General features: G+C 61.0%; 22 protein-coding genes. All 22 read right to left on the bottom strand.

Annotation, left to right across the window (positions count from 1 at the left end; all coding sequences use genetic code 11):
- Positions 1 to 1,909 (bottom strand): phage tail tape measure protein (locus tag GHO03_RS20460; protein WP_153400432.1); only part of this gene is annotated, 1,909 nt, incomplete at its 3' end.
- A gap of 145 nt (positions 1,910 to 2,054) precedes the next feature.
- Entirely contained in the window at positions 2,055 to 2,363 is a 309-nt protein-coding gene (locus tag GHO03_RS20455) for a phage tail assembly protein (protein ID WP_095038329.1), read from the bottom strand.
- Positions 2,364 to 2,375: 12 nt separating this feature from the next.
- A complete protein-coding gene (locus tag GHO03_RS20450) occupies positions 2,376 to 2,879 on the bottom strand; it encodes a phage major tail tube protein (protein WP_095038328.1) in 504 nt (167 codons plus the stop codon).
- A 12-nt stretch (positions 2,880 to 2,891) separates the two neighbouring features.
- A complete protein-coding gene (locus GHO03_RS20445) occupies positions 2,892 to 4,064 on the bottom strand; it encodes a phage tail sheath family protein (RefSeq protein WP_153400431.1) in 1,173 nt (390 codons plus the stop codon).
- 78 nt (positions 4,065 to 4,142) lie between these two features.
- Entirely contained in the window at positions 4,143 to 4,511 is a 369-nt protein-coding gene (locus GHO03_RS20440) for a phage tail assembly chaperone (RefSeq protein WP_153400430.1), read from the bottom strand.
- A gap of 8 nt (positions 4,512 to 4,519) precedes the next feature.
- Positions 4,520 to 6,406, bottom strand: coding sequence for a phage tail protein (locus GHO03_RS20435; protein WP_153400429.1), 1,887 nt, complete (start codon positions 6,404 to 6,406; stop codon positions 4,520 to 4,522).
- Positions 6,403 to 7,005, bottom strand: coding sequence for a phage tail protein I (locus GHO03_RS20430; RefSeq protein WP_153400428.1), 603 nt, complete (start codon positions 7,003 to 7,005; stop codon positions 6,403 to 6,405). Before GHO03_RS20430 ends, GHO03_RS20435 begins: the two co-directional genes overlap by 4 nt.
- The gene (locus tag GHO03_RS20425; protein WP_153400427.1) at positions 7,002 to 7,889 is read right to left on the bottom strand and encodes a baseplate J/gp47 family protein; all 888 of its coding nucleotides are present in this window, start codon (positions 7,887 to 7,889) and stop codon (positions 7,002 to 7,004) included. Before GHO03_RS20425 ends, GHO03_RS20430 begins: the two co-directional genes overlap by 4 nt.
- A complete protein-coding gene (locus tag GHO03_RS20420) occupies positions 7,886 to 8,212 on the bottom strand; it encodes a GPW/gp25 family protein (protein ID WP_095038322.1) in 327 nt (108 codons plus the stop codon). Before GHO03_RS20420 ends, GHO03_RS20425 begins: the two co-directional genes overlap by 4 nt.
- A gap of 6 nt (positions 8,213 to 8,218) precedes the next feature.
- Entirely contained in the window at positions 8,219 to 8,452 is a 234-nt protein-coding gene (locus GHO03_RS20415) for a hypothetical protein (protein WP_153400426.1), read from the bottom strand.
- Positions 8,453 to 8,511: 59 nt separating this feature from the next.
- Complete coding sequence (locus GHO03_RS20410) at positions 8,512 to 9,075, bottom strand: phage baseplate assembly protein V (protein ID WP_153400425.1); 564 nt, start codon at positions 9,073 to 9,075, stop codon at positions 8,512 to 8,514.
- Entirely contained in the window at positions 9,075 to 9,581 is a 507-nt protein-coding gene (locus tag GHO03_RS20405; RefSeq protein WP_306108801.1) for a hypothetical protein, read from the bottom strand. Before GHO03_RS20405 ends, GHO03_RS20410 begins: the two co-directional genes overlap by 1 nt.
- Positions 9,574 to 10,239, bottom strand: a complete 666-nt coding sequence (locus GHO03_RS20400) for a hypothetical protein (RefSeq protein WP_153400424.1) — start codon at positions 10,237 to 10,239, stop codon at positions 9,574 to 9,576. Before GHO03_RS20400 ends, GHO03_RS20405 begins: the two co-directional genes overlap by 8 nt.
- Complete coding sequence (locus GHO03_RS20395; protein WP_372241772.1) at positions 10,236 to 10,514, bottom strand: hypothetical protein; 279 nt, start codon at positions 10,512 to 10,514, stop codon at positions 10,236 to 10,238. The genes GHO03_RS20400 and GHO03_RS20395 overlap by 4 nt, the downstream gene beginning before the upstream one ends.
- A 2-nt stretch (positions 10,515 to 10,516) precedes the next feature.
- Complete coding sequence (locus tag GHO03_RS20390) at positions 10,517 to 11,512, bottom strand: major capsid protein (protein ID WP_153400423.1); 996 nt, start codon at positions 11,510 to 11,512, stop codon at positions 10,517 to 10,519.
- A gap of 63 nt (positions 11,513 to 11,575) precedes the next feature.
- Positions 11,576 to 11,920 (bottom strand): head decoration protein, encoded by a 345-nt coding sequence (locus tag GHO03_RS20385; RefSeq protein WP_153400422.1) that lies wholly within the window; start codon positions 11,918 to 11,920, stop codon positions 11,576 to 11,578.
- Entirely contained in the window at positions 11,917 to 13,035 is a 1,119-nt protein-coding gene (locus GHO03_RS20380) for a head maturation protease, ClpP-related (RefSeq protein ID WP_153400421.1), read from the bottom strand. The genes GHO03_RS20385 and GHO03_RS20380 overlap by 4 nt, the downstream gene beginning before the upstream one ends.
- The gene (locus GHO03_RS20375; protein ID WP_153400420.1) at positions 13,032 to 14,516 is read right to left on the bottom strand and encodes a phage portal protein; all 1,485 of its coding nucleotides are present in this window, start codon (positions 14,514 to 14,516) and stop codon (positions 13,032 to 13,034) included. Before GHO03_RS20375 ends, GHO03_RS20380 begins: the two co-directional genes overlap by 4 nt.
- Positions 14,516 to 14,722 (bottom strand): phage head-tail joining protein, encoded by a 207-nt coding sequence (locus GHO03_RS20370; RefSeq protein WP_095038312.1) that lies wholly within the window; start codon positions 14,720 to 14,722, stop codon positions 14,516 to 14,518. The genes GHO03_RS20375 and GHO03_RS20370 overlap by 1 nt, the downstream gene beginning before the upstream one ends.
- Before the next feature lie 3 nt (positions 14,723 to 14,725).
- A complete protein-coding gene (locus GHO03_RS20365; RefSeq protein WP_153400419.1) occupies positions 14,726 to 16,741 on the bottom strand; it encodes a phage terminase large subunit family protein in 2,016 nt (671 codons plus the stop codon).
- 3 nt (positions 16,742 to 16,744) lie between these two features.
- Positions 16,745 to 17,353, bottom strand: coding sequence for a terminase small subunit (locus GHO03_RS20360; protein ID WP_095038310.1), 609 nt, complete (start codon positions 17,351 to 17,353; stop codon positions 16,745 to 16,747).
- A 160-nt stretch (positions 17,354 to 17,513) separates the two neighbouring features.
- Positions 17,514 to 17,695: phage holin family protein (locus GHO03_RS20355; RefSeq protein WP_306108800.1), on the bottom strand; the 182-nt coding region annotated here is incomplete at its 5' end.

Below are 17,695 nucleotides of genomic sequence, written 5' to 3'. Positions count from 1 at the left end.
CACCGGCGCCGCCCAAGCCACCGAAGGCGGCGGCGTTGACCACAAACACCCGTTGCGGCCCCGCCTTTTCACTGCCGCTCTCGCCGGTGCTGGCTTCGCGGAACACGTCCAGCACCTTGAGCCCGACATCCACCGGGTTAAAGCCTTTGCGCTCGCCCTCTTCGGCGTCGCCGTCCTGTTTGCCACCCAGCGCCTTGAGGCCAATTTCAGCCAGGTCCAGTACTTTCGAGCCCTTGCTCTCGGGCGGGCTGTCGCCACCGTCATCAGCATTGGTGACAAAGACTTTCTGCACCGTATTACTGTCACGACCACCCAGCGCGCCACGGGCAATGTTGATCAGGCCCTTGCCCATTTTGAATGCGCTGAAGGCGGTGGCCACCAGGCCAATCGCACTGACTGCCAGGGTGGTGCCGCTGATCACTTTGGGGAACTCGCCAGCCAGCCCCGCAATGCTGGTACCGATTTTGGTCAAACCCTCCGCCGCCAGATCCGTCAGCGGGCGCAAGGCATCACCGATGCTGATCATGGAGGCTTCCATGCTCGCCGCTGCCGAGCCCCACTTGGCAGCGGAGGCGCCACGGGCATCAGCGGCGTCTTTTTCGATCTTGGCCTGGCCGTCCGTGTCCTTGATATCGGCCATATTCTGTTTGATGGTTTTGCCGTATTTGATCTGGGCCAGCAGGCCGGCACTGGAGCTTTTATCGCTGACAATTGAGGCCAAACCGGCGGCCTCAATCAGCGCCACCATCGCCTGTTCTTCTTCAGCGCTGCCGTCTTTTGAGGCTTGAATCCTGGCTTTGAGCGCCTCGACGCGCTTGGCTTTTTCCGGGTCCTGCCGGGCGATCAACTTTTCGCTGAGCATGATAAAGGCTTCGACCGGGTTGGCCGCTTTGCCGCTTTTGGTGGCTGCCAGTATCGAGCCGGTCAGGTCATAGCCCGCCTGCGCAAAGCGCTTCTGACTGGTGCTGCTGATCACGGCGTTGAGCAGGTTGTCCATGTTGGTGGCCGCTGCAGCCGCATCTTGTGTCTGCGAAAACTGCGATTGCAGGCTGGCCCCGAGAAAACGCACCGCCTCCGGGCCTTCCATGCCCAGGCGTTTGATGGTGCCCAACAACGCCGGCATGTACTTGGGACCAAATGCGCCAATATCACCGGCCGCCGCGACCTGTCCGAGCATGGCGCCCATGTCTTCCTTGGCAACGCCCGCCTCTTTGAAGGCGCTAAACAGGGTGGCGATGGTTTCGGCTTCCATGCCCTGGCCGTCGACCAGATCCGCGATCAGTGGTGCGTAATCCACCGACTCTTCCCAACTGATACCCTTTTCAATCAGGCCACTGACGGCACTGGCCAGCGCCTTCTGGCTCATGCCTTTCTGGGTCGCGACCTGGGTGATTTTGTCGGCCATCTGCTTTTCAGCGTCGGTGCCGGCCGTGTGTGCCCAGATTGCCATTTGCCGGATTTGTGCCTGGTAGTCCGCCGATACCTTGGTGGGTACCGCGACCGCTGCAATGCCAATAGCGGCTTTGCCCAGGGTGTTTTTTATCCCGGCCCGACCCTCGTTGAACTGGGTATGACCTTTGGCTTTTAGCTCGGCACTGCGGGCGGTTCGGCCCAATACCTGGTAAGCCCGGTCAAGCCGCCCGACTTCCACCCCCTGCTTGCGCAGGCTGTCGAGGTTGGCGTTGAGCCGGGTCAACAGCATGGACGCACCGGCGGCGCCGCTGTCGTGGGCGGTTTTCCACTCGTTGCGCAGGCGGATGGTGTCGCCGATCTGGCGTTGCATGACCCGGGCTTTGGCCCCGGTGGCTTCAAGCTTTTTGATGCGGCCTTCAACATCTTTAAAGGCGTTGCCCACGGTAGCGCTGACAGCCCCGCCGATGACGAGGCCGAGCGCGAGTTTGTTCGCCATATGTTCGCCCTGCCTGGGTGTGCGGCTGGTGACTCAATCCGTGAGCCACCAGACCATTTCCGAGAACGACATGGCCATGATCTCGGCGGCGGAAAAACTGGTTTCCGACGCCAAGCGCTTGGCCAGGTATTTCAAGGTCGCGGGGTTACAGTTCGTCTTCGTTGACCAGACGAAAATAGCCGTCCTGTATCCGCTGATAATCCAGCAGCTTCAGGTCTTCCAGGTCAGTGACGCCGACCTCGGCCAGGCTGGCAAACAGTTGCATTTCACGCTTTTCAGCGTCGTTGCCAAAGGTGGCCTGAGCGGTGCGCACATCGCGTACGGTTGGGGCACGCAAGGTGATCTTGTCGGTTTTAACGCTGTTCAGCGCAGTCGGATAACGCAGGGTCACGGTGACGCCTTCGTCGCTCAGGTTGAGCCAGGCAGGGGTTTTCTTTTCAATTAAAGAGGTCATGGGGTTATTCCTTTAAAGGCCCAGGGCGATGCGTACATCGGTCATTTGGTCGACGCCATCAATCACGCGCACGCAATTGACCATGTCAATTTCGTACATCACGCGGCCATCGATTTCCAACTTGTAGTATTGGAGCGCCATGGCGAACTTGTTCTCGGCCTTGTCGCCGGGTTTCCAGTCGCCCATGTCGACCTCTTTGAGCATGCCGCGCATCGTGGCGATCACCGGGGTGACCTTGCCACCAAGGCCTTTGAAGGCACCGCGAAACACCGGATTGCAGCGGGTCTGATCGGCCAGGCCGAAGTATTTCAGCGATTCGCGGCGCACGCCGGTGGTGACGAAACTGGCTTCCAGTTTCTCCAGGCCCATGTCCATCTCGATTTCGCCGCCCATGCCACCGCCCCGGAAGGAGTCGGTTTTGACGGTGAGCTTGGGCAGGGTCACAGACGGCACATCGCCGGCAAAACTGACCCCGCCCATAAACAAATTGGTATCGAACAGCACTTGAGGAATCATTAAGCGGCCTCCTTAGGCGGCGGTTTCCAGCACTTCGGTCAACCATTGGTTGGTGACTTCCACACGGAAAATAGGGTTCTCGGCAGGCGGCACGTCGGTGAAACGGATGTTCCAATACACCTTGCCCTGCTCCAGCTGGCTGGCCGTGTTGAGCACGGGGTCGGCAAACACTTCGAAGTTGATCACCGCGCCCTGATTTTTCAGGTCGCGCATAAACGCATCGAGGCCGTCCGTGACGTCCTTGACGTAGGTTTTGGTGATCGAGCGGTCGACCGCCCATTTGTGCCCCGCCAGAATCGCGTCCATCACGATGTCGAGGGTGCGCACGCGGGTAACAAACGACCACTTGGCATCGGCCGACAAGGTGCGGTTGCCCCACAAGCGGTAGCCGCCATCACGAATGATGGTGCTGATATTGGCGTTGTTGAGCAGGTTGGCGCGGCAGGTTTCGTCACCGTCCAGAAACTCGATGGGGCGTGTGGTGCCGGTGATGCCCACCAGTTCCTTGTTCGACGGCGAGGCCCAGAAGCCGTACTCGGTGTCAGTCCAGGCAAACAGGCCCGCCGCAAAGGCCGAGGCCGGGGCGTCAATGGTCTTGCTGGTCACGGTGTCCCACTGCTGCACGCCCGGGTCGACCATATACACGCGCTTGCTGCCGAACGCCTTGGCATAGGCCAGTGCGGCTTCGTCGGTGGTGTTGGGGCCGTCAACGATGGCAATGGCCCGCAGCTTGCCGGCCAGGGCATCCATCGCCGTGGCTACGGCTTGAGTGGCGGAATGTTTGGGCGCGATCAGCAGCCGCGGCTGGGCGTTGAAGCGGCTTTTGCCGTCGAGCAGCACTTGCAGGCCGGTACGCTGACCCGAGGCCAATACCCCGCCGATAATGGCCGAGGTTTGCAGCGCCGGGTCTTCCAGCCTGGCGACGCCACAGGCAACGATCACGGCCTTGGCGCGGATAAACACGGCCTTGGCGGCGCGGGTGATGGCCGCGTCTTCGCCAAAGGCGGCGATGGCTTCACGCTCGCTGGTCAGCAGTACCAGGTCGTTGGGTTTGGCCGATGCCGCCGGGCTGACGGTGAAGGTGTCACACAGGCCGATGATCGAGGTGGACGGCAGCGCAATGGTGCGCGCCCCGGTATCGACCAGCGCGACGGTGACGCCGTGAAAACGGCTGGTGGTGCTCATAAAGTCATTCTCCAGAAACGACAAAGCCCCGCAGGGCGAGGCTTATGTGGGTCAAACGAGGATCAGGTGTTAGCAGGTTTACGGGTCGATCCAGGCCGGGCACTGCGGTCGGGCTTCTTCTTCGGGAAATTGCGCAGCTGACGGCCAGTCCCGCAACGCTTGTACATAGTCCAGCAACTCGCCGGATTGCTTGACGGTCAACGTGGTCGGGCGGGCTGAATCCACTTCGTCGCGGTGCCTTTCCCGCAACCATTTGACCCGCTCGATTTCAAGGTCGCGCCAGGCTCTTTCAGAAATAGCCGTATCCAACATAGGGGCCGGCTCAGGAATGCCGCCGGCGTTTTTCCATTGTTCATATTCAGCCCAGAACCGATGCCCACGGGGAACTGTCGCGCCGTCAGACAACTGAATAACGGTATCCGGGTTTTCAGTCAGTCGATAACTCATGAGGGCTCCTAAAGTTCAGCATCTGCCGTTGCATGGATGTAATAGGTTTGAGGGGCAATCCCCACGTCACCGTTATCAATGGATGCCTGTCGTGTGCCAACAATCAGAGCCTGGGCGTTTGCGCTTGAAACCAGGTTGCTACCCGAACGCCATTGGCCGTCTGGCCCGGAGCCCATTGGGCTATACAGCCGTATGCTCGCCGTTGCCCTCTTTTCTACCCTGAATGCCCAGTGCCCGACGGGCTGGCTGCTTGAACCGACTTGGCCGGAATAGACAATACAAATCAATGAGCCGGCAATGCCGCTGCCATTGTGGGGCTCGACATCTTGCGAGAATGTTTTTTCATAGTAGCGCTGGCACAGCATCAACTCATAAGCCAGTGGCCGAAGCTCAAAGTCAGTGGCAATAACGCCACTTTCGACCTGAACAGACGCCAGATCCAGGCTGTAGGCGCCCTTGCCCAAGCTGCCAAAAATCAGTTCAAGGAAGGCATCGTTATGTGTTGTTTTTTTCCCCGTTATCGATGGGATGTCTAACGTGACAACGTACCTTTTAAACGCAGTGGTGACTGATACCAGCGCGTCCGCCCCCTGGCTTTGATCACTGCCACCGGTCCCGAAGTATTGGCGTGTTCTCACGACGCATGTGTGGTTGATTGACGAGCGCATATAGAACGAAACAGTGACGCGCTGACCCGAGCAGGTCTCTACCCCTTCAATCCGTTGGGTGATGTTCATTCCGTCGTTGCTGCCTGAGCGCGAAACCCTTAAGCCATAACGCCCCTCATTGAATCCAGCGCCGGGTTCGAAAGCGATCCGCTCCCAGGTAGCCGTTGAATTGGCCGGCAAATAAACCAGCCAGCGGTCTGGCCCGTACAGCGACTGCGCCGGCCCGGACGCATTGCCAACCCGACCCGCTGCGCCACGTTGCCAGATATCGAAGTTGCCATTGATCAGCCGATTTTTGCGGTACACATGGGCCGCAAACACCTGATTCGGGCTTTCAATCTGCGTACGCACTGACTCGGTGTTGGCCACCTTGCGCGAGCGGTCGTCAACGGCTTGTGTCGGCGCGTTTTGCCCTGCGGCCCATTGGAACGTCAGCGCTGTCGTGCCCAGGACGATGGGGCTATCCGTGATCAAATGCCATACCGTGTCGCCGTTGGTTGCACCTTGTTCAACATGGACGGTCAGGCCTGATGTCACCTTGGCGCTGGTGTCTGCATCCGCTGTGCGTTTCCATATATCGGCGGTCAGGTACAGGCCGTTATCTTTGCCAAGGGCCTGATTTTTGACCAGCACCCGCGAGCCCAGCGGCACCGCAATGCCGTCAACGGTTTTGACTCCAGCGAGCACTACCGGGCCAGTGGTCGCCACCAAGACCGACTGTTTTATATCAAGCTGATTGACTGCCGCTTCGATGCTGTCATCGACGTATTGCCGGGTGGCCAACACCACCGAGGGATCGATTTTCAGCACCACGTTGGCGGCGCTGGTGACGATAAAATTCATCCGCACTACTTGGGTCTTGCCGCTACCCTGGGCGAGCAAGGGCTTGAAGCTCGGCGCGCAGTTGGCCACCGCCACTAGATCGCCGTCCGCGTCATACAGGCCGATTTCACGAATCCACCAGCCGCCGACGTTTTCCGGGATCACCTGTTCGGCAATGATCACGTTGCTGTTTTGCGGGTCGATCTTGACCTGATTCAGCGGCGCCCGGCGGCGCTCGTTCATCAGCCTGGTCTGGGCCCGATCGGGGATCGGGTCGGCGCCACCGGCATCGCCGACGCCCATTTGCACGAATGTCCAGGGCACGCCCAGGGCATCGGCGTTGGCTTGCTTGGCCTCCCCCACGGCGGTGAGGATGGCCATAAACTGGCTGTTTTGATCAATCATGGGTACACGTCCAGGGTTTCGATTTGATGTTCCCGGCCGATCGGACCGAAGTGGCCCGTGACCTCGATGTCGCGCAGCGCAGGCGGATACACGTCGATCACCTCGCCCTCGTACAGGCAGGAATAGAGGTTGAGGTGGCCGGTGCTTTCGAGGCTGATCACCAGTTCGGTCAGGGTGCGGCTGAGGGGCTTGGCGTCGTCGATCAGGGCGAGCAGTTCCTGATACATTTGCTCGGTTATGCCGGTGTCCAGCACCCCGACCTTGAGAGCAAAGGTGCCCGGCACGCCCAGCGGCACGGTCTGCCACCACTCGATCACGTCCAGCAGGTAGCCCAGCGGCTCGACCACCCGGCGCAAAGCGCCGATGGTGCCCTTGTGGGCATGGATGTAGAACGTCGCCGCGATGGCCCCGCGCTTGACCTGCTCGCTCCATTGGTTGTCCCAGCGATCCACCGACCAGGCCCAGGCCAGCTGGTGCAGCAAGTGCGCCGGGCAGGTTTGGGCGTTGTACAAGGTGCGAATATGGGTTGTTGGCACATCATCAATGGCCTGTTCGATGCCGCGTTCCAACTGGCTGCTGTTGAGCGGTAGCAGGCTCATCCGCTACCCCCTTGGGTCACCTTGAACCCGGTGCAGTACGCGGCCTGATGCAGGGCTCGGGGGATGTCCTGCCAGCCCGGCAAATCGACGCGGCTGACGCCGGTGATATGCAACTGGGCGTCAATCGCCGAGCGCGATACTTCGCCCCCCAAGCGCCGACGCGGGTTGATCCACGCCTGCAGGCGGCGGATGGCTTCGGCCAGAATAGCTTCGTTTTCCGAGCCGGTTCCGGCCATGTGTAATACCGCTTCAATCCGGTATTCCAGCACCTCGGCACTTTGCACCGAGAGCCGGTCGCCCACGGGGCGCAGATTCTCGTCACTCAGGTGGTGCAACACCCGGTCCAGTAACGGCTGGTCAGCCACACCATTGCCCTCCAGGTGCAACACCTTCACCACCACATGGGCCGGGCTCGGGCTCTCGGCCTGGGCATCGGCCACCAGCGCCGAGGCGTTGCGTGCATGCAGGATGTAGCTGTTACGCGGCCCGGCGGTGGTCAGCCCTTCGTAGACCAGCTGGATGCGTTCGCGTAGCGCGTCGTCCAGCTCCATCACCTGCGGCACCGGCGGCACGCTTTGTGTGTCCGCTTCCTGAATCACCAGGCGCTTGAGCCGCACGTTAGCGGCAAGGTGATCGAGGTCAGTACGCTGGGCGTAGGCCAGCAGCAGCGACTTGGCCGCGTCATTGATGCGGGCCCGGGTTTGCAACCGACGATAGGCGCCCAGTTCCAGTAGTTTGACCACCGGATCGCTCTCCAGCGCTGCGTTCCAGTTGTCGCCCATATAAGCCCGGAACACAGCCAGTTCATCTTGATAGACGTCTTCGAAGTCCAGCGTTTCCAGCACTTCCGGTGGCGGCAGGGCCGACAGATCCACGGTACTCATGCGCTAACCTCCATTGCTACGCTGTCGCCCAGGTACACGCCTTTCAACTCAAAGCTGATCACGCCATTCAGTACCGCCGTAACCCGCACCGCCTGCAGCTTGAAACGCGGTTCCCAGAGGTTGAGCGCGTGGGCGACTTCGGCCTGCACCGAGCTTTTCCAACCGGCCGTCACCGGCATATCGACAAACCGGCGCAGTTGGCAGCCATAGGCCGGGCGCATGCGCCGGCTGCCTAGCGGCGTGGTGAGGATGTCGGCGATGGATTGGCGCAAATGCTCGACGCCGGAAAGGCTCGCGCCGGTGTGGCGATCCATTCCGATCATCGGGGGTTACTCCGTGAGGGGCTCAAAGTCCGGGTGGGTACTGAGGTAGTGGAACTGGTCGTCACCGACTGCGCTGACACGGCCCTTGGCCACGGGCAATGTGGCGCCGTTTGGCAAAATCAAAGTGCGCGAGGTGTAGACCTTGTCGCGGAAGGTACGGGCCGGGCTTGTCACCGCGACCGTTTTTTGTAGCACCGTCGCGGTGGAGTCAGTGAGTTTGTCGTCAGGTGTTTTGCTCATGGGGGTTTACTCCAGGCCAAAAAATACCCGCACGCGGCGGGCTGAATGAAAGTGATCGATTAGTGCTTGTGGTTCGGGGTATTGCCGCCTGCGTCGATGACTTTGCCGAGGCCGGTAATGTCGCCTGTCACGCTCAAGGTGCCGTCAATGCTGACCGGCCCGATCAGGTCAATGGCCCCCGCCGTGACAGTCACGGCGCTGTCAGTCAGCACTGCTGAAGTACCGCCGACCGCAATGGTCACGGTGCCGCTGGGCACGGTGATGGTGTAGCTTTTGGCCTGCCAGTCGTAGACCAGCGAGCCGCCGTCATCGAAGCGCCACACTTCGACGTGATCGCGGTTGTCCGGGGGTGGCCCGGCGTCGCCGTACAGGCCCGGGACAAAGGTGCCCATGCCCGCCTGACCGCTGGGGTTAAACAACACCCCCTGCTCGCCAAGGCTGGGCGAGCGCCAGTGCCGCGCCTTGCCCGCTGCCACGCTGTGCCAGCGCACCCAGGCGCTGGTCCAGTGGCCGGTGGATACACGGCAGGCCGGGGGCGATGCGGCCAAGTCCACGGCAACCACATAACAAGGGATCAACATGGCTGCGATCATGCGGTCGTGTTCAGCACTGGCGTAGCTCATTAGAGGTCCTCAACAGCGACGTAGTCCTCACGGTTGATACTGACCAGCAACGAACCGGGCGGCTGATCCGGCCACGGCCATGCCTCCTCGCCGAGGTAGATCCCCTGCGTCCACTCGACCAGCCATACGATGTAGCCGTCCAGCTCAGGGCGGGTCCAGTCCTGGGCAGAACGCTGTAATTGTGCGGGCTGCACCGGCAAGCCCCAATACTGGGCGCGCAACAATACGGCCAGTTGCGTGGCCAGTTGTACCGCCTGCCGGTAATGATCGGCGCACAGCACATCTACAACCAGCCGTGCTTCGAAGGTGATGGTCAGGGCGGTTTGACCGCTACCCGTTTCCTGACCGGGCTCTATCTCACCAATGTCGAGAAACACGGCGGGAAGCGGAATATGGTTTTGAATATCAGGCCAGAAGCTGACCGTTTGCACACCCGACAAGTGCTGCTGAATCTGCTGCTCGATGGCCTGATAGAGCACGTCGAGGCTAAACGGTTGCTCACACACGGCGTATCCCCTTCAAGTATTTTTGCAGTTCGAAGTTCATCTCTTGCTTAAGGATCTGCATCAGGCGCTCGTCAGCTTTTCGGCTCCAGGCTTCAAAGTGCGGTCGCACTGCCTCCAGTGAAATTTTGGCTTTGGCCAAAGGGAAACGATCGCTGCTCTCCCCGACAAAACCTGAGCTGGGACCGGTCTGTGAAGTGACTTTGCTATCGGGATACTGAGCCGCATTGAAGTGTTTACTGGCAGTACGAATCCACACCTCGGCTTGATTGCCGTAGACCTTTTTGTAGAAAGCACCTCTATAGCGCCTGCCCGCCACCGACACGCCCGCCTTGGTCTGACGTGCGCGCCCTGCCCGGCTGGCTTCCAGCGGGTTGATGCCGAACCAGAGCTTGCCGCGCATCGTGCCGCCGTCGACCGGGTAGCTGCGCAAACGCTGCCGCACCGCCTTGACCGCGATCTTTTCCTGACGCCCCACGGCCCGCGCTATATGGGTGCGCAACCAACCCAGGGTTTTGTTGATCGCCCGTCGCTGGGCGTTGGCAGCGGCCTTTGGCACCAAAATGGCCAAGTCTGAAAGCGCCTTCAGATCCCCGGCAGAAGTCTGAATGTGCAGCATCCCGCTGTTCTTTTTTACCTCGCTAAAACTGCCAATGTTCATGGGCGTTTCCTCAAGATCAGCGACACCAGACCGTCGCCACTAGGCTCCAGCTGCAGCAGGTCATAGTCACCACCGCCGTCCAGCTCGGGCAGTTCGATGGTGACCCGCAGCCCTTTCTCCAGGCCAACCGAATCCGCGACCCGCACCACAAAATGCGGCTCACGCAGGCCGGTATTGAGGCGCCCGATCTGCGGTTGCTTCCAGGGTGCCGAGAACATCCCCAGCACGTCGAAGATCACGCTGTCGATATCGGCCACCAGGTTGCGAATGCCCACGGTTACAGCTCCAGCAGGATCTGGGCGCGTGGGCGGGTGCAGATATGCAGCGGGTTGGATTGCGCCTCGCCGGCCATGCCCTTGTTGAACGGCAGCGGTTCGATTTTGCTGTAGTACGGAATGCCCTGGGTGTTGACCGTTTCCATATAGTCGGCCGGGGCGAAGGCCGAGATATACAGGTCGGGGACGCCTTCGGGGACCAGCAGGGCCTTGTCGTCGTGGACAAAGGCAACACTGGCGACCTTGCCGCGATAGCGCTCCCAGACAATGCCGCCATATTCAAAGCTTTCACGGGCATCACCCCGCAGAGCGGCGGCTTGTGCCGAACTGAGGTAGGTGTCCTTGATTTCCTGAAGGCCCATAACCCGGTTCCAGAAATTCTTGCCGCAGAATGCTCGGGCGCCGGTGCTAGTGACACTGCCCAGCGCTTCCTCTTGCTTGTCCAGGGCAATACCGCAGTTAACACGGAAGTCGGTGCCTTCCTTGGTCAAGCCCATCGACATTGTTTGCCGTTCAACGCCAAAGCTTTTGTACAGATCGAGGAGCACCGTTGTGCCGTCCGCATCGAGAATCTGACCGTTCAAGGCGCCAGCCCGCTGAAATTCGTGGGTCACGTCCAACTGACGACGCGCCTTGAGCAAGCGCGCATTGACCACATCCTGCACGGCCTGCAATTCGCTACGAGTGCCGAAGGCGCGAATGCCCTGGATCTCATCGGCCTTGATGGTGAAGCGCTGCGGCAGATGCACGGTGTTAAACGGGATCAACACACGCTTGCTGCCTCCAACCACCAGCCCCGAAGTACCGCGCTCACCGGCTGGCACCAGGGCCAGGGTGTCGCCGTCCTTTTCGATCTGCACGGTCAGGGTGGTGATGCCCTCTTCCCGAAACAGGCCAAGGCTGCTCAGGCGCCCGGGCAGGTATTGCTGTTCGTTGATGGCAGCGGTCAGCGACGAAACAGAAAACGTTTCGTCGTCAAAGATGGCGATATCGGCCATTGGGGACTCTCCAGAAAGTAAAAACCCCGCTCAATGGCGGGGTGCAATAAAGGGGCGGTGGGCTTAGCGCACGATCACAAAGTGTTCAGCCAGGGATTTTTCGGCCTCGGGATCAAGCCCGGTCAGATGCGCCTCGCTGACTTCGGCCAGGCGCACCACAGCGCGACCACGGCGCACAATGTCGGACTCGCCCAACGGGCCGTAGAGGATGGCCACAGCAGTCTGGCTGCCATCTTCGGCGGTAGGCACATAGGGGGCGAACTCGCCCGAGGCGGTCACCAGCCCCAGTACCTGACCGGGGTTGAGCGCCGAACCAGCGGCCACGTTGATGGCTTCGCGGGAGATATTGCCGGCGCCTTCGGAGAGCAAAAATTCGCCCGCGTGGATCGGTTCTTGTCGGATGGTCATGCTTTTACCCCTGTCTGGGCGGCGCGACGGGCCGCGTAAATGGCGTTGCTGTCAGGCTGTTTGGCCTGGGTTTTCGGCGCCGGGTCATCATTGATCGGCAGGCTGTTATCGATTTCAAAACCACCGCCGCTGACCAGCTTGTCGAACAGCCGACCGCGCACCGCTTCAGCATTCAGCCCGGCGGCGACAAACTCCTGAGTGAACTCCGGCAAGCGCGCCGCCACGCACAGGTCGCGCACGGCCTTGGCGTTGGTGATCGCGGCGTTGACCGTGGCCTCATCGACCAGATTGGTCGTGCTGATCAGCGACTCGATCAGATTGCTGATCCCGGCCGGGTTGCAGCTTTGGGTGATCAGCAAGGCCAGCTTGGCCGAGTCGACAACGGCCGGCTTTGCGGGCTCGGGCACAATCGGCTCCGGGGTTGGCTCGGGCGATTCCTCCAACTGGGCCAGTAATGCCTGCGGCGCGTGCTGGAAACGCTGCAGCACACTGCCCTGCCCCACGCAGGCTTTGACCGTCAGACCCTCGCCCACTTCGTCAGCCAAGCCCAGGGCCACCGCTTCGCTGGCCGTGAGCCAGGTTTCGGCATTGACCAGGCGCCTCAGCTCCACCTCGTCAATATCCGGCGCCTTGGATTTATAGGCGGCGATGATGGCCTCCATTGCCTGATCCAGCGCCGTGGCGACCTTGCGCAAGTCCTCGGCATCACCGGAGGCGTAGGTCCACGGGTTGTGGATCATCAGCATGGCATTGGACGCGATCACCACCTTGTGCGCGCCACACACGGCGACACTGGCCGCGCTGGCCGCCAGGGCATCCACCCGGCCGGTGCAACGCTCGCCAAGGCGCGACAGCGCGTTGTGAATGGCCAGGCCGTCGAACAGGTCACCGCCGATGCTGTTAAACGCCACCACAATGGGCGATACGCCGTCATCCATCGCCGTCAGGTCGCGAACAAACTGGTTGGCGGTGATGCCCCAGGTGCCGATTTCGCCGTAAACGTAGACCTCAATGCTGCGGGTCTCGGCCTCGCCGCTGGCCTTGAGGCTGTACCAGTGCTTGTTTTGCGGCGCCGGCTGGTCACCGGCCTTGTTGAAAATGCGTAGCCTGTTCATGGTTTCTCCTTGTCGGCAGGCTCTTCTGGCACGTCGACGAGCGTTTTGTAGTTGAGGCCCAGGTCACGGGCGCGGGCTTGGTCGGCGGCGTTTTCAGTGTCGACGGTTTCGGCGTCATAGCCTGTACGCAGGACCATTTCGCTGCGGGAGCTAAAGCCGGCGTTGACCTCCATCATTCGCGCCTGAATATCCTGCACCGGCTGGATATAGGCCCAGCCTTGCGGTACCCAGCGAGTGCGCAAGTATTCGCGGCGACGCTGTGCGTAGTCAGTCAGTGTCAGGCGACCGGCCAACACCGCCATATCCATCCAAGCTGCACGTACCGGCCGGCACAGTTGGTGGACGTACACGCCAAATTGCAGTTGTTCCAGGCGACGGCGGAATTCGTTGAGCACAACGCGCAGCGCCCGGTCGTTGACCTCGCGCATATCGCCGCTGAGGATCTCGTAAGGTGTGCCGGTACCGGCCGCAGCGGCCATCAATTGTTGGCGCATAAAGTCGGGGTAGTTGTTGCCCGCGTCCGGCGGTTTGGAAAACTCCACCTCTTCGCCCGGCGCCAGCTCCTGCATGGTGCCGGGTTCCAACGCGACCATCGGGGTAAAGCCGTCGCGGTCTTCGCTCAGCAGCTGGCCGGTGACCGGGTCGCGGGGTTGCTGTGAGGCTTCGGGGGACGGTCGGCTGATAAACCCGGCAAACAGGTTGGCCACCTCCTGGCGAAACAGCACCGCGTCGTCGTAGTTGTCCAGGCTGCGCAGGCGCTTGAGCACCGGCGCCAGACGCGGCACGCCGCGCAACTGGCCGGGCTCGACTGGCTCAAAGATATGCAGCACCTGCTCAGCCGGTACCCGTACCAGTTGGTTGTAACCGGCGTTCAGTGACGAAGCATCGCGGGGATGCACCCGGTACATGTGATACGCCACCCGCTGGTGTGCCGGGTTGAACTCAATCCCGGCGCGGATGCTGTTGCCGTTTTTGGCAGACTCGAATTTGTCATGGGGCACAAACTCGGGGGCCAATACCTGGAGCTGCAGCGGCACCGCCAGATTTTCGTCCAAGCTGCGTGGCCGCAGGCGCACAAAGCATTCCCCGGCGGTTTCCACGGTGCGGGCAATCAAGGCCTGCTGGCCGTAGAAGTCGGTCAGGCCATCGGCGTCCGATTCATCCACCCAGTCGTCCCACAAGTCTTGCTGCAACTTGCGCAGGGCATCGTCCTCGATCTTGGGTCGCGGGGTTATGCCGGTGCCGATCAGGTTGCTGACGCGCTTGTCGATGACGTTAAAGGCGTAGGGGTCGTTGCGCACTGCCGCCCGCGAACGGGCCCGCAAGTTGCGCAAGGCCGGGGTATTGATGCTGTTGATGCCGATATCGGGCGCGTCCCAACTGGCCGAACGCCTGCCCTCACCGGCCCCTTCGTAACTGGCTTTGATCCGCTCCGGCAGTAAAAAGCCATTGCGGGTCAGCGTCGGGTATTGGCGTGCCATTAGAGTCCCTTGCCTGCGTGATAAAGCCTGACCACTTTTGAGCGCGGGCCAGCCGCCGCGACCAGTGATGTGCGGATCTGGTCGCGGGCCTTGAGCAGCTCATCCACCGTGCGGTACTCCACGGTGCGGTCGGCGTATCGCACGGTTTTCTCGCCGCGTGCGATGGCCGACTCAACAGCGTCGAGGTGCTTTTGGGTAAAGGACATAGGTCAGCGTCTCTTGAGGTAGCCGCTGCTGGAGCTGCGACGTTGAGGGGGGCGTGCGACCGGCGGCGCAGGTGCAGCCGGTGTGGGTGCTGGAGCCGGCGGTTGATCTACCGATGACGCCTGTGTGGCGGCTGGAAGTGCAAGACGCTCGGCCCGGGCGGGCTTTTCATCGAACAAGCCGGCCTGGGCCAAGGCTTGGCGGATACGCTCCCAGTCGTGTTCCTTGTAGCGGTTCAGGCCCAGGTAGTGCGCCATCGCCAGGTTGTACACCATCAGGTCGAGCGCTTCGTTGCGCTCGGCTTTGCCCTTCACCCACTCGATTTTTTTAAAGCCTTTGATGTAGCGCGCCACCTTGCGCTCGGCCACACATTGATCGAAGAAATCATCCGGCAAGTCATTGGCGAAGTGCAGCGCCCCGGGGCCGTCTTCAAATGGGTAACGGTTGTAGATCCAGTCCTTGGCAGTGTCGGTACCGATAAACCATAGCTCGGCACCGTTGCGTTCGGTCTGGCCTTTCCAGGTCACGTCGACCATTGACGGGCGTTGCGCAATCACCGGTTTACCCGGCTTGCTCGCACCCTTGATGGCAAAGACATTGCGCCAGCGGCGAAGGCGGCAGAACTGGTACACCTCGTCGTGGTGGTTGCCGCCGGAATCGACTGCTGCCGCTAGAATTGCCAAGCTCACACCGCACGGATGCGGATAGCGTGCTTTGAGTTTTTCATCGAGCACGGCCCAGGTACGTTCGTCCGCCGGGTCGCCCCAGATCACTTGGTAGTCAATAATCCAGCGCTCCATGCCAACGCCCCAGCCCATCACCATCAGTTCCAGGCGGTTGGCCTGCACGTCCACCGACGCGGTCAGCATCAGCACACGGTGCACCATTGTGCCGAGGCCGTAGGGCTCAAGACGCGCACGCTTGAGCAGGATTTCCGCTTTGGTTTGCTCCTGGGCGCTGTCCCAGACCTTGGCCAGACGGGTGTTGTAAAACACCTGCATGGGCTCCAGGTCACCCCGGTTTTGCGCCTTCTTGGCCTTTTCAAATTGCTTGGCCAGCGAACGCCAGTCCATCCAACCAAGGGGTGAATACAGGGCGTTAAGGTGAAAGCCGATGGTTTCGCCATCACCCTGGGCATGGGAGCGCCATTCGCCCTGGGCCAGCATCTGACCCTTGTAGTGTTCTTCGATCAGCACGTCGCAATCCAACCCGGACGCGGCGCACTTGTAATGCACCAGGTTGAAGTCCGTTGAATAGATCAGGTTTTCCCACTCGAGAATCTGCATATGGCCGCAGTGCGGGCATGGGACGTAGTAGTAACGCTGGTCGCTGGTTTCAAACAAATCAGCGATACGCGAAGCGCCCTTGATCGTTGGCGAGCTGGAGAAGTAAAACTTGGCATTGCGGCCAAAGGTACTGCCCCGGGTTTCGGCCAGTTCGATGGGGTCGCCCTCATCACCGATATCGACTTCCCAGCGATCGATCTCATCTCCGTACACATAACGCGCCGACAGCTCGGCCAGGTTGGCCGCAGAGCCGGCTGTGGTGACGTACAGCGAGCCGCCTTCGAATTCTTTGGTGTCCATCGTGTTACGGCCGTCACGGGAACGGTTCGCTGCCACACGCTCGCGCAGCACGGGTGTGGCCTTGATGGTCTTGCTGATCCGTGACGACACTCGCTTTGCCAGGCTCAGACTGGGCAACAAGGTAAGGATATTGGACGGCACCATATGGATAAGGCCGCCGATCCAGTTCAACGCGATCTGGGTTTTCATCAGCTGCGAAGCCACCATCGTGACCACGCGCTTGCAGGGGTGAGCCGGTGACAGGCAGCGCATAGGCTCGCGTGCATAGGGTGTACGCGAGGTGCGGTACTGGCCGGGCTCGGCGGCGCCGGTGTCACGCGGGATACGCATGTACTCGTCGGCCCACTGGTCGACCCACAGTGACGGGTCAGGCCGTAGCCCACGGAAATACGCCTCGCGGTACACCTCTGCACCGTTCGGGGTTTCCGTGTGCATGGGTTAGCTCTTGTTGTTAAGGGCGTGAATAAGGTCAGCCGAAGACATGCGCTCAGCATCTTCCAGAGAGGCGCGGATGGCATCGGTCAGACGGCGTTCGATTTCCCAGGGGTCGGTCATGGCCGCCAGCTCGGGCGCCAGTTGCGGTGGCATGCTCAGCAACTGATCACGCAGCAGACGGCCCGCGTTGAAGGCGCCGGTTTTAACCGCGTCCAGCTCGACTTGTGAGCCCTGGACTTTGTGGAATTCAGCCTCGGCCAGTTGCGCCAGGTAGTACTCGCGGTGGGCACGGGCTTTTTGGAAGTCGGGTTGCTTGCCGGCCGGGCCAATAGCGGGCTGCGGCGCAGCCATGTTCGGCGTGGATTCGACCAGCGGGGACAACTGGCTGGTCACGTCGCGCAGCACACGCCCCTCTTGATGCCGGGCCGCGACGGCGGCTTTGGTGGGGTCGGCTGTTTCGCGGATCAGGGCGATGGTTGCGTCGACGTTGACCTGTTTCTCATCCGCCGACAGCACCAGCCGGTTGTTCTTTCTGAGCCAGGTGATGTAGCTCGGCGCCTTGCCAATATGGGCCGCAAAGGCGCTCTTCGACAGAAAGATGGGGTCTGTCACAAGCCCTCCTTTTCAACGGCTTTTCAATGCAAGCCTTTCAATTTCAATGGATTGAATTTCAATAAGCTGACAACCCTGCGGCTAACGCTTTCCCGCGGGTTTCCTGCCCCGTACCCGTGGATATTCCCCAGGGTCCCCGGCAAGATTTGAGAGACGAGAATTATTCTGATTGGTCAGAACGGGGTGGAATTTCACAAACCCCGAGGCGCTTGGCGGCCCAGCGCTCGTAAAGCCCGATGGCAACGTCCGCCCCGGCCATCGCCGTGAGGCAACCCACCGCCGATGCCGCCCAGATCGAAAAGCCATTGGCATGCAGCAGCATCATCGTGGACAGCCCGCAGC

It is taken from the genome of Pseudomonas sp. FSL R10-1339, from assembly GCF_009600545.1.
Lineage (GTDB): Bacteria > Pseudomonadota > Gammaproteobacteria > Pseudomonadales > Pseudomonadaceae > Aquipseudomonas > Aquipseudomonas bubulae.
This window is presented reverse-complemented; position numbering and strand designations above follow the sequence as displayed.